11 protein-coding genes are annotated in these 12,504 nt (G+C 61.1%); 1 reads left to right on the top strand and 10 read right to left on the bottom strand.

What is annotated here, in order from left to right:
• Positions 1–164: 164 nt before the first annotated feature.
• Complete coding sequence (locus A9K68_RS17830) at positions 165–719, top strand: BA14K family protein (protein ID WP_065009644.1); 555 nt, start codon at positions 165–167, stop codon at positions 717–719.
• A gap of 83 nt (positions 720–802) precedes the next feature.
• Here the strand turns inward: A9K68_RS17830 and glpK are convergent, their stop codons facing one another.
• From glpK to A9K68_RS17780, 10 genes are all read right to left on the bottom strand, one after another.
• Positions 803–2,296: a glycerol kinase GlpK gene (glpK, locus tag A9K68_RS17825; RefSeq protein WP_065009559.1), complete on the bottom strand. Its 1,494-nt coding sequence runs from the start codon at positions 2,294–2,296 to the stop codon at positions 803–805.
• Between the two features lie 102 nt (positions 2,297–2,398).
• On the bottom strand, positions 2,399–4,123 hold the full coding sequence (locus A9K68_RS17820) for an ABC transporter substrate-binding protein (protein ID WP_065009558.1): 1,725 nt from the start codon (positions 4,121–4,123) through the stop codon (positions 2,399–2,401).
• A gap of 77 nt (positions 4,124–4,200) precedes the next feature.
• Positions 4,201–4,482 carry a DUF2160 domain-containing protein gene (locus A9K68_RS17815; protein ID WP_065009557.1) on the bottom strand — a complete coding sequence of 94 codons (282 nt, stop codon included), beginning with the start codon at positions 4,480–4,482 and terminating at the stop codon, positions 4,201–4,203.
• Between the two features lie 66 nt (positions 4,483–4,548).
• Positions 4,549–5,469: a carbohydrate ABC transporter permease gene (locus A9K68_RS17810; protein ID WP_203546849.1), complete on the bottom strand. Its 921-nt coding sequence runs from the start codon at positions 5,467–5,469 to the stop codon at positions 4,549–4,551.
• 1 nt (position 5,470) lies between these two features.
• Positions 5,471–6,337, bottom strand: a complete 867-nt coding sequence (locus A9K68_RS17805) for a sugar ABC transporter permease (protein ID WP_065009556.1) — start codon at positions 6,335–6,337, stop codon at positions 5,471–5,473.
• Positions 6,338–6,339: 2 nt separating this feature from the next.
• Complete coding sequence (locus tag A9K68_RS17800) at positions 6,340–7,410, bottom strand: ABC transporter ATP-binding protein (RefSeq protein ID WP_065009555.1); 1,071 nt, start codon at positions 7,408–7,410, stop codon at positions 6,340–6,342.
• Between the two features lie 13 nt (positions 7,411–7,423).
• Positions 7,424–8,506, bottom strand: a complete 1,083-nt coding sequence (locus A9K68_RS17795; protein WP_065009641.1) for an ABC transporter ATP-binding protein — start codon at positions 8,504–8,506, stop codon at positions 7,424–7,426.
• Between the two features lie 28 nt (positions 8,507–8,534).
• Complete coding sequence (glpD, locus tag A9K68_RS17790) at positions 8,535–10,061, bottom strand: glycerol-3-phosphate dehydrogenase (protein ID WP_065009642.1); 1,527 nt, start codon at positions 10,059–10,061, stop codon at positions 8,535–8,537.
• A 126-nt stretch (positions 10,062–10,187) separates the two neighbouring features.
• A complete protein-coding gene (locus A9K68_RS17785) occupies positions 10,188–10,955 on the bottom strand; it encodes a DeoR/GlpR family DNA-binding transcription regulator (RefSeq protein ID WP_029352850.1) in 768 nt (255 codons plus the stop codon).
• Positions 10,956–11,084: 129 nt separating this feature from the next.
• Positions 11,085–12,497 (bottom strand): aspartate aminotransferase family protein, encoded by a 1,413-nt coding sequence (locus A9K68_RS17780; protein WP_065009554.1) that lies wholly within the window; start codon positions 12,495–12,497, stop codon positions 11,085–11,087.
• Positions 12,498–12,504 lie beyond the last annotated feature (7 nt).

Here is a 12,504-nt window from a genome sequence, read left to right as displayed (position 1 = left end):
CGGTCTCCTGACGCCTCGCAAACCGTGTCGACAAGATCGGCGTGGCTGTCTCGCACGAAAGCCGAGATGCATTACAAATCAGCAGCTTGCTATTTCTCGCGGAACAATTGCGCAACCTGCCCGTTTTCATCGGCACAAGGGACGACGCGTTCAAGGAGAAGACCATGAACAGGATCATGTCGGGCTTGCTGGCGACCGCGCTGTCAGCGTCATTCGCTGTAGCAGAGATCGTGCCCGTCAACGCCCAGCCCATCTACGTGCCGCTAGGCCAGAATGTCTCGTCGGATGTCCAGACCGTCGACCACAGGCGTTGGAGGCGTTTCGACGGCGATCGCGATTTTTCACGCCGCGATTTCCGTCGCGACTTCCGCCGCGGCGACTTCCGCCGTGATTTCCGTCGCGATTTTGCCCGTCGCGATTTTTCCCGCCGCGATTTTCGTCGTTTCGCCGGTGACGATTTCAGGTATTGGCGCGGCTATCGCGGCTATCGCTATTATCGCCCCGGCTATCGTCGCTACAACGACTACTGGTTCCCGCTGGCGGCCTTCGCCACTGGCGCGCTGATCACCGGCGCGATCATCAACAACCAGTACCGCCCCGTCTATCGAGGCGGTTCACACGTGGAGTGGTGCTACAGCCGCTACAGATCCTACCGGGCGTATGACAACACGTATCAGCCTTACTACGGCCCCCGCCGGCAGTGCATCTCGCCCTATTGATACGCCGGGCAGAGTTGAACAAAGATTGTTGAAGAGCCTGCGCCGGCACCGGCGCAGGCTTTTTGGTGCGCGAATCTAAGAATCTAAATCGTGCTTAGCGTCCTGCGCACGGCGTCGCGCCAGCCGGCGAGTTTTGCGGAACGGACCGAAACATTCATATCCGGCTGAAACCGCCGTTCGAGCGCCCAGCTCTTGGCGAATTCCCTTGTCTTCGGCCAGACACCCGCCTTCGAGCCGGCCAGCCATGCCGCGCCAAGCGCCGTCGTCTCCAGGATGGTCGGACGGTCGACCGGCGCATCGAGGATGTCGGCCAGCCGCTGCAAGGTCCAGTTCGACGCCACCATCCCGCCATCGACCCTGAGAACGGTCTTCGCTGACGAGCCCTTCCAGTCCTTGCGCATCGCGTCGAGCAGGTCACGCGTCTGGAAGGCCACGGATTCCAATGCGGCCCGGGCAAATTCAGCCGGGCCCGAATTCCGGGTCAGCCCGAAGATGGCGCCGCGCGCCTCGGCGTCCCAATGCGGCGCGCCAAGCCCAACGAAAGCCGGCACTAGATACACCTCTTGAGTCGGGTCGGCGCTCGCCGCCAGCACGCCGCTCTGCTCGGCCTTGCCGATCACCTTGATGCCGTCGCGCAGCCATTGCACGGCCGCACCAGCGATGAAGATCGAGCCTTCCAGCGCATAAGTGGTCTTGCCGTTCAGCCTGTAGGCAATGGTCGTCAACAACCGGTTCTTCGAGCGCACCAGATCGCTGCCGGTGTTGAGCAGCGCGAAGCAGCCGGTGCCATAGGTGGACTTCATCATGCCCGGCTCGAAACAGGCTTGGCCGATGGTCGCCGCATGCTGGTCGCCAGCCACGCCGAGGATTCTTATCTCTGCACCGAACAGGCTTTTCTCTGTGATTCCATAGTCGTCAGCGCAATCCTTCACCTGCGGCAGCATTTTTCCCGGTATGCCGAGAATGGCCAGAAGCTCGTCGTCCCAGGCATTCTTTTCGATGTTGTAGACCAGCGTTCGCGAGGCATTGGTGGCATCGGTAGCGTGAACCTTGCCGCCGGTCAGCCGCCAGATCAGAAAGCTGTCGATAGTGCCGGCCAGCAATTCGCCCTTGGCGGCGCGTTTCCTCGCGCCCTTCACCTTGTCCAGCATCCAGGCGATCTTGGTGCCGGAGAAATAGGGATCGAGCAGCAGGCCGGTCTTTCTGGTGAACTTCTTCTCCAGTCCCTGCTTCTTCAATTTCTGGCACAGCGGCGCGGTGCGGCGGTCTTGCCAGACAATCGCGTTATGGATCGGCTTGCCGGTCGCCCTGTCCCAGATGACGACGGTCTCGCGCTGGTTGGTAATGCCGATCGCCGCGACATCCGACGCATCGCGGCCGGCGCTGTTCATCGCAGCCTTCACCGTCGCCACGACACTCGACCAGATTTCCTCCGGATCGTGCTCGACCCAGCCGGAAGCCGGATAATGCTGGGTAAATTCCTTCTGCCCGCTGCCTACGACCTTCATTTCGGGATCGAACAAGATCGCCCGGCTCGATGTCGTTCCCTGGTCAATTGCAAGGATAAAGCCACTCATTCTCACTCCCTCAGCCCCACTCCCTTGGCGCAAACAGGGGAGACGGCACGATGCCGCCTCCCCCGATTGTAGCGATGCGGGCGCGAACGCCCGGATCGATGCTCAGTTGCTCCAGCTCTTGACCAGCTCGTCGTAGTTGATGGTCTGCGCCTTGTCCTTCTCCGGCTCGATCTTCAGCTGCGGCGCGAGATTGCCTTTGGAGACGGCATCAGCGTTCCACTCTTCGAGGGTCTTTTCCTCGGCGAGCTTCGGTCCGATGTCGCCCTGCACGCCGGCGCGCTCGAGGCGCTCAAGCACCTTTTCCTGCTCGGCGCAGAGCGAGTCCATCGCCTCCTGCGGGGTTTTGGCACCCGACGAGGCGTCGCCGATCGCCTGCCACCAAAGCTGTGCCAGCTTCGGATAGTCAGGAACGTTCGTACCCGTCGGCGACCACTGGACGCGGGCCGGCGAGCGGTAGAACTCGATCAGGCCGCCGAGCTTCGGGGCGCGGTCCGTGAAGCTCTTGTGCTGGATCGTACTCTCGCGGATCAGCGTCAGGCCGACATGGCTTTTCTTCACGTCCACGGTCTTCGAGGTGACGAACTGCGCGTAAAGCCAGGCTGCCTTGGCGCGGTCATCAGGCGTCGACTTGAGGAGCGTCCAGGAACCAACGTCCTGGTAGCCGAGCTTCATGCCGTCCTTCCAGTAGACGCCATGCGGCGACGGAGCGAAGCGCCATTTTGGCGTACCGTCCTCGTTCACGACGGGAAGGCCGTCCTTCACCATATCGGCGGTGAAGGCCGTGTACATGAACATCTGCTGGGCAATTTCGCCCTGCGCCGGCACCGGTCCGGATTCCGAGAAGGTCATGCCCTGGGCCGCGGCCGGAGCGTAGGCCTTCATCCAGTCGAGATATTTCTGGATGGCATAGACCGACGCCGGACCGTTGGTGTCGCCGCCCCGAGCCACGCAGGAGCCGACCGGCCGCGACTTCTCGTCGACCTTGATGCCCCATTCGTCGACCGGAAGACCGTTCGGCAGCCCCTTGTCGCCATTGCCGGCCATCGAAAGCCAGGCATCGGTGAAGCGCCAGCCGAGCGACGGGTCCTTCTTGCCGTAGTCCATGTGGCCGTAGACCTTCTTGCCGTCGATCTCGCGGCCGGTGAAGAATTCGGCGATGTCCTCATAGGCTGACCAGTTGACCGGCACGCCGAGGTCGTAGCCGTACTTCGCCTTGAAGTCCGCCTTGTTCTTCTCGTCGTTGAACCAGTCGTAGCGGAACCAGTAGAGGTTCGCGAACTGCTGGTCGGGCAGCTGATAAAGATCGCCGTCCGGAGCCGTCGTGAACTTGGTGCCGATGAAGTCGGCGAGATCGAGGTTCGGGTTGGTGACGTCCTTGCCCTCGTTCGCCATCCAGTCGGTCAGGCTGCGCGCCTGCTGGTAGCGCCAATGGGTGCCGATCAGGTCGGAGTCGTTGACATAGGCATCATAGACGTTTTCGCCCGACTGCATCTGCGTCTGCAGCTTCTCGACGACATCGCCTTCGCCGATCAGATCATGCGTGATCTTGATGCCGGTTATGTCGGCGAACGCCTTGGCCAGCGTCTTCGATTCATACTCGTGCGTCGTGATGGTTTCCGAGACGACCTTGATGTCCATGCCCGCAAAGGGTTTTGCGGCATCGATGAACCACTGCATCTCGGCTTCCTGGGCAGCGCGATCGAGCGTCGACATGTCCTTGATCTCGGCGTCGAGAAACGCCTTGGCTTCGTCCATTCCGGCATAGGCGTTGCCTGCCCCGAGCAACAGGACAAGCGCAGTCGTTGATGTCAAAAATTGCCGTCTCATGTGTTTCCTCCACTGTTTCAGTTTTAAGTGCGATCGGAGCAGCCGCCGGCACGCGGCCGCTCCAACAGTTTCCCCCTCTATACGTAGCGGAACACGCCGATGGCGTAGACCACGGAGAGAGCGAGAGCCCACCACAGGTTGGGTCCGACAAGACCCAGCCAAGCGAGATGGATAAAGGCGCTGCCAAGCAGCGATAGAAAGAGACGGTCGCCGCGCGTTGTCTCGAACCGCAGCACGCCGACCCGCGGACTGCCGCCCGGCGAGACGTACTCCCAGATCGCCATGCCGCAGAGCAGCGCCAGGATCGTGATGAAAAAGATCGCCGTCGGCAACGTCCATGCCATCCAGGTGAGATTCATGTCACATCCCTCCCAGGGCAAAGCCCTTGGCGATGGTGTTGCGTATGAACTCGTGCGTTCGTTTCATCACACCCTCCCCAAGGCAAAGCCTTTGGCGATGTAGTTGCGGACGAACCAGATCACGAGCGCGCCCGGAAGGATGGTGAGCACGCCGGCTGCGGCCAGCACACCCCAGTCGAGGCCCGAGGCCGAGACGGTGCGCGTCATGATCGCGGCGATCGGCTTGGCGGCGGTCGTGGTCAACGTCCGCGCGATCAGCAGTTCGACCCACGAGAACATGAAGCAGAAGAAGCAGGCCACGCCTACACCGCTCGCGATCAGCGGCATGAATATCCTCAGGAAGAAGCGTGGGAAGGAATAGCCGTCGATATAGGCGGTCTCGTCGATTTCCTTCGGCACGCCCGACATGAAGCCTTCAAGAATCCAGACCGCCAGCGGCACGTTGAATAGGCAGTGCGCCAGCGCCACCGCGATGTGCGTGTCGATCAGGCCGAAAGCCGAATAGAGCTGGAAGAACGGCAGCGCGAACACCGCCGGCGGCGCCATGCGGTTGGTGAGCAGCCAGAAGAACAGGTGCTTGTCGCCGAGAAAACGGTAGCGCGAGAAGGCATATGCTGCCGGAAGCGCCACGGCGACCGAAATCACCGTGTTCATAACCACATAGATGATGGAGTTGATGTAGCCCCTGTACCAGGACGGATCATTGAAAATGACCGCGTAGTTAGCAAGCGTCGGGTTTCTCGGCCAAAGCGAGAAGGCGCCGAGAATCTCCTGGTTGTTCTTGAAGCTCATGTTGACCAGCCAGTAGATCGGCAACATCAGGAAGATGATGTAGATGGTCGGCACCAGCCACCAGAACCGTGACTCCTCACCCCGCCGCCGCATCTTGCGTGCCAGCGTAGCGTTCGCCGTCTGCGCTTCCGCTGTAGCGGGGGTTTGCCGCATCAGCGTTCGTTCGTTGGCCGTGGTTTCGTCGAGGTGTGCCATTTCACCGCTCCGCGTCGTAGGCTGTCATGACGGTGTAGAACACCCAGGACAGGAGCATGATAATCAGGAAATAGACGATCGACATGGCCGCCGCCTCACCGAGGTTGAACTCTCCGATGGCCAGCTTCACCAGGTCGATCGACAAGAAAGTGGTGGTGTTGCCGGGCCCGCCGCCGGTGACGACGAACGGCTCGGTGTAGATCATGAAACTGTCCATGAAGCGCAGCAGAACCGCGATCAGCAGCACACGGTTCATCTTCGGCAGCTGGATGTAGCGGAAGATCGCCCAGCGCGACGCCCCGTCGATCTTGGCCGCCTGGTAATAGGCGTCGGGGATCGAGACCAACCCTGCGTAGCAGAGCAGGACGACGAGGCTCGTCCAGTGCCAGACGTCCATGACGATGACGGTGATCCAGGCGTCAAACGGGTCGTTGACATAGTTGTAGTCGAAGCCGAGCGCCCGCAGCGAATATCCGAGTAGACCGATGTCGACGCGGCCGAACACCTGCCAGATCGTGCCGACGACGTTCCACGGGATGAGCAGCGGCAACGCCATCAGCACCAGGCAGACCGGAACGCCCCAGCCCTTCTTCGGCATGTTGAGCGCAATGAAGATGCCGAGCGGAATCTCGATGATGAGGATGATGGCCGAGAACGCCAGGTTGCGGCCCATCGCTTCCCAAAAACGGTCGGAATGCAGGATTTCTTCGAACCATTCCGAGCCAGCCCAGAAGAAGACGTTGTTGCCGAAAGTGTCTTGCACCGAATAATTCACGACCGTCATCAGCGGGATGATCGCCGAGAAAGCCACCAGCAAGAGCACCGGCAGCACCATGAACCAAGCCTTGTTGTTCCAGGTCCTTTCCATGCTCAGCCTCCGATCTCGACGCGCCAGGAATCGGCATAGATGTTGATGCCGGCCGCGTCGAAAGCGATCTTCGGATCGGCGGGAATGTCCTCGTCCTCGCCGACGATCGCCGCGATGTCGCGGCCTTCGAAACTGGCGCGCACCACCTTGTGGCGGCCGATATCCTCGACCTTGCGGATTGAAACCGGCATGCCGCTAGCGCCAAGCCTGACATATTCGGGGCGGATGCCGAGTTCGATCACGCCTGTGGTTCCAGCTTTAGGTGCGCCCGGCAATTCGATCGTCTGGCTGCCGAGCCGCGCACTCCTGCCTTCGACCGCGACCGGCATGACGTTCATGCCCGGCGAGCCGATGAAATAGCCGACGAATGTGTGCTTGGGCCGCTCGAACAGCTCGGCTGGAGAGCCGATCTGCACGATCTCGCCCTCATACATGACGACGACGTTTTCGGCGAAGGTGAGCGCCTCGGTCTGGTCGTGCGTGACATAGACCATGGTGAAACCGAAGCGCCTGTGCAGCTGTTTCAGTTGCGAGCGCAGCACCCACTTCATGTGCGGGTCGATGACGGTCAGCGGCTCGTCGAACAGGATCGCGTTGACATCGGAGCGCACCAGCCCGCGCCCGAGCGAGATCTTCTGCTTCTGGTCGGCGGTCAGCCCCCTCGCCTTTCTCTTGGCCATATCGGCCAACCCCGTCATTTCCAGCGTTTCGCGCACCTTGCGGTCGACGTCGGGTTCTGGAACGCCGCGGTTGCGCAGCGGGAAGGCCAGATTGTCGTAGACGGTCATGGTGTCGTAGATGACCGGGAACTGGAACACCTGCGCGATATTGCGCTCCTGCGTCGACAGATTGGTAACGTCCTTGCCGTCGAACAGAAGCTCGCCATGCGACGGATACAACAGGCCGGAAATAATGTTGAGCAGCGTGGTCTTGCCGCAGCCCGACGGCCCCAGCAGCGCATAGGCGCCGCCGTCCTCGAAGGCGTGATGCACCTCCTTCAGCGCATAGTCCTTGTCCGACTTCGGATGCGGCCCGTAGGCGTGGCGGATGTGATTGCAGTCGATGCGCGCCATGTGCCCTCCTCCCTCAAGCCGCCAGCATCTGTGGCGGCGCGGCCGAGCGGCCGTTCGCGTCGAAAACCATGATGTGCCGAGGATCGATGAACACCTCGATGGTCTGGTCCGGCTCGAACACCAGGATGCCGTGCTCCAGCATCACCCAGCGGACGTCGGCGAAATCGAGATGCACAAAGCTTTCAGAACCGGTGATTTCGGTGACCGACACCTTGGCTCTCACCGGAACCGCCGAAGGGCTCGGCCGGGCAAGAGAGAGATGGTGGGGCTGGAAGCCGATCGTGTAGCTCGTATCGGCGATACCGGCGAGCTCGACCGGCACCGGGAGGTTCACCCCACCATCAAGTAGGAAGCTCGAACCGCTCTTCTTCAGCACGATCGTGTTGAGCGGCGGATCGGCGAAAGTCTTGGCCGTGACGAGGTCGTTCGGCCTGCGGAAGACGTCGATCGTCGGGCCGAACTGAGTGATGCGGCCTTCGGAAAGCGTCGCCGTGTTGCCGCCGAGCAGCAAGGCTTCGTGCGGCTCCGTAGTGGCGTAGACGAAAATGGTGCCGGTCGCCGCGAAGATTTTCGGCAATTCAGCGCGCAGCTCCTCGCGCAGCTTATAGTCGAGGTTGGCGAGCGGCTCATCGAGCAGCACGAGGCTGGCGTTCTTGACGATGGCGCGCGCCAGCGCGGTGCGCTGCTGCTGGCCACCGGAGAGGCTGAGCGGCGTGCGGTCGAGATAGGGCGTCAGCTTGAGAAGGGCTGCCGCACTGCGCACCTCCTTGTCGATCTTTGCCCGCTCGGTCCCGGCCACCCTCAGCGGCGAGGCGATGTTCTCGTAGACGGTCATCGCCGGATAATTGATGAACTGCTGGTAGACCATGGCGACGTTGCGCTTCTGCACCGGGATGCCGGTGACATCCTTGCCATCGAACCAGACCGAGCCGGATGTCGGCACATCAAGGCCGGCCATCAGCCGCATCAGGCTGGTCTTGCCGGAAAGCGTCGGCCCGAGAAGGACATTGAGCGAGCCGTGCTGAAGCGTCAGCGACACGTCGCGTATATGCTCCGTCGCCCCGACCGTCTTCGTCACGTTTCTCAGTTCCAGCATGATGCCTCCTCCCAGGCTTTCTGCATGACTATTCGGCAGCCGCGACATGGCGCCGGCTTATCCCGCGCATGAATTCGTCGAGCGCTGCCGTCTGCTCGCGGCTCAGATGCAGGCCGCGCTTGGTCCTGCGCCACAATACATCTTCAGCCGTCATCGCCCATTCATTTTGAACGAGGTAGCGCACTTCGGCCTCATAGAGATCGGCGCCAAAGTTGCGGCCAAGGTCGGCATTCGATCTGGCGAGGCCCAGCAGCATTCTTGCGCGAGTCCCGTAAAGCCGGCTCAGGCGGCGCGCCAGACGTGCGTCGAGGAACGGATAGGCCGTTTTCAGATTCTCCACTTCGGCGTCGAAACCGCTGGCCGGGAAATCGCCGCCCGGCAGCGGCGCGTTTGCCGTCCACCGCTTGCCGCGCTTGCCGAGAAAACCCTCGATTTTCTCGAGCATCGATTCAGACAGCCGGCGATAGGTGGTGATCTTGCCGCCGAAGGTGTTGATGATCGGTGCCGTGCCCTCGCCGCCGTCGGTCTTCAGCACATAATCGCGGGTTGCTTCCTGCGCCTTCGAGGCGCCGTCGTCATAAAGCGGGCGCACGGCGGAATAGGTCCAGACGATGTCCGAACGCTTGACCGGCTGCGCGAAATATTCGCTCGCCGCGGCACAGAGATAATCGATCTCGGCGTCGCTGATCTTCACGTCGTGCGGGTCGCCAGCATAGTCCTGGTCAGTGGTGCCGATCAGCGTGAACTCTTCCTCGTAGGGGATAGCAAAGATGATGCGGCCATCCTTGTTCTGGAAGAAATAGGCGCGCGGATCGTCGAACTTCTTGCCGATGACGATATGGCTGCCCTGTACCAGCCGGACATTGTGCACCTCGTTCAAGCCGAACGTAGCAGACAGCACATGGTCGACCCATGGACCGGCGGCGTTGACCAAAAGCCGCGCCTTGACCTCCTCGGTGTCCCCGGTCTGCGCGTTTTCCAGCCTGACCGTCCAAAGTTCGCCTTCACGGCGTGCGCCGATGACTTTCGTGCGGGTTCGGATCGTTGCGCCGCGATCGGCGGCGTCGCGGGCGTTCAGGGCCACCAGCCGCGCATCGTTGACCCAGGCGTCGGAATATTCGAAGGCCTTGCGAAACAACGGCTTCAGGGGCTTGCCGGCTGGGTCCTTTGCCATGTCCAGCGTCTTGGTCGCCGGCAGCAATTTGCGCCCGCCAATGTGGTCGTAAAGGAAAAGGCCGAGCCTGATCAGCCAGGCCGGACGCAAACCCTTGGCATAGGGCAGCACGAAGCGCATCGGCCAGATGATGTGCGGCGCATTCTTCCAGAGAATTTCGCGCTCCATAAGCGCCTCGCGCACCAGGCGGAATTCGTAGAACTCGAGATAGCGCAAGCCGCCATGGATCAGTTTGGTCGAGCCGGAGGAGGTTCCGCTGGCCAGATCGTTCATTTCGGCAAGGAAGACCGAGAAGCCGCGCCCAACCGCATCGCGGGCGATGCCGCAGCCGTTGATACCGCCACCGATGACGAAGATGTCATGGATCGGGGGTGCGTCCACAATAAGTCCTCCCGGATTTCGCATTGCAGCATTTTTAGGTTTTTACGAAACCGTGGTGGGATTATTTCGAAATGGGAACGAATGTCAAACGAAATATAAACAGCGGCAATTGCCGCTACGGCACCCTTACGAGAGCGACGTTTCGATCAGCTGAACCTCTGCCTCCTGGCAAATCTTGCGTACCGACGGGATGTCGCAACGGTCGGTGATGAAGGTGTTGACCTGCGACAGATGGCCGATGCGGACCGGCGCCGTCCGCTCGAATTTGGTCTGGTCGGAAACGAGGATGACATGCCGGGCATTGGCGATGATCGCCTGCGCCACCTTCACTTCACGAAAATCGAAATCGAGCAACGCACCGTCATGGTCGATCGCCGAGGCGCCGATCACCGCGTAGTCGACCTTGAACTGCCTGATGAAATCGACCGCCGCCTCGCCGACCACGCCGCCATCGGAGCCGCGCACAACCCCGCCTGCAATAACGACTTCGATGGAAGGGTAGATGCGCATCCTGTTGGCAACATTGATATTATTGGTGATGACCATCAATCCGGTATGATCAAGGAGCGCCTTGCTGACCGACTCCGTCGTGGTGCCGATATTGATAAACAGCGAGGCATTGTCCGGGATAAGCCTGGCTGCTGCGCGGCCGATCGCCTCCTTCTCCTCGGCGGCGATCTTGCGTCTCGCCTCATATTCCATGTTTTCGATGCCGGACGGGAACAGCGCACCGCCATGAATCCGCGACAGCAGCCGCTGGTCGCACAGGTCGTTAAGGTCCTTGCGGATGGTCTGCGGAGTCACGTTGAAATGCGTTGCCAGATCGTCGACCAGCACGCGGCCATTGTCCTTGGCCATTTGGATGATTTCGGAATGACGCGGCGACAGATACATTTGGGGGCCTCTCGTTTTCGCTTTTCTTGTCTATAGCGGAAAACGAAAGTGATGAGAAGGCATAAGCCGGCTAACAAAATTACATCCGTCCAAAGACAACCACGGCGCAACTTTGCCGACCATTTCAACTCAACCCAGACCGCGGGCGATTTCGGTGATGACCTCGAAAGCTGTGTCGACATCCGCCGCTGTCGTCTCGAACTGACCGACTTGAAAGCGGATCGCGATCTGCCCGTCCACCCGTGTCTGTGTCAGATAGATGCGGCCATCGTTGTTGATCGCGTTGACCAGACGCAGATTGTGTTCGTCCGAATCGATGCCGGCCGCCGCCAGATGCCGGAACGAGAACAGCGACAGCATCGGTTCCGTGACGATCTCGAAATCCGGTTGCCGAGCCAGCCGCGCGGCAAGGCCTTCGCTCCAGGCGACATGGTTGCGGATCATGGTCCGGAGATTTTCCAGCCCGTGGGCGCGCAGCAGGAACCACAGTTTCAGTGCGCGAAAGCGCCGCCCGAGCGGCACCGACCATTCGGAATAGTTGATGATTCCGTCGCGTCCATGCGTCTTCAGGTAATCCGGCTTGATGGCGAGCGTCCGCACCAGGTCTTCCGGCCGGCGGATGAACTGCATCGAGCAGTCGAACTGCGCGCCCAGCCATTTGTGCGGATTGAAGACGATGGAATCCGCGTGCTCCGCGCCGGCCCAGAAATGCCGGTATTCCGGACATATCATCGCCGATCCGGCCCAGGCGGCATCGACATGCAGATAGAGCCCGTACCGCCTAGCCACAGCAGCGACGCCGGCGATGTCATCAGTGCCGCCGGTGCTGGTGCCGCCGACACAAGCGATGATGCCGGCCGGCAGCATGCCCGCATCCCGGTCGGCGTCGATCGCCGCTTCGAGGGCTGTGACATCCATGGCGCGAAGGCGGCCAGCAACCGGAATTCGCACGAGATTGTCCTCGCCAATGCCCGATACCCAGATCGCCCGGTCGATGGAAGTATGGACCTGGTCGGAAGAATAGATGCGCAATATCGGCTGGCCTTGCAGGCCCTTCTTGTTGCCCTGCCAGTCTAGCGCGCGCTCGCGCATGGTCAGCACGGCGGCAAGCGTCGCCGATGATGCCGAATCCTGCATGACGCCGGAAAACCCTTCCGGCAGGCTAAGCGCCTGACGCATCCAGTCGACGACGCGCGTCTCGAGTTCGGTCGCTGCCGGCGAGGTCTGCCAGAGCATGCATTGCGCGGCCATCACCGAGACCAGATATTCGGCCACCACCGAGACCGGTGCGGCGTTGGCCGGGAAATAGGCGAAGAAGCGCGGATGCTGCCAATGCGTCATGCCCGGCAGGATTTTTTGCTCGAAGTCGGCGAAGATTGCCTGCATCGTTTCGCCCTCTTCCGGCGGCGAGACATCGATGCTTCTAGAGATTTCGCCCGGCTCGACAAGCGGCCGCACCGGTCTTTCGCGAAGTGTGCCCCTGTAGTCGGCACCCCATTCGGCCGCGTACAGCGACCATTCCCGGAATTCGTTGCTATCCATTTTCCTC

The organism is Mesorhizobium sp. AA22 (assembly GCF_001672375.2).
GTDB classification, from domain to species: domain Bacteria; phylum Pseudomonadota; class Alphaproteobacteria; order Rhizobiales; family Rhizobiaceae; genus Mesorhizobium; species Mesorhizobium wenxiniae.
Note: the sequence above shows the minus strand (reverse complement) of the source record. Positions and strands in the feature narration are given on the sequence as shown.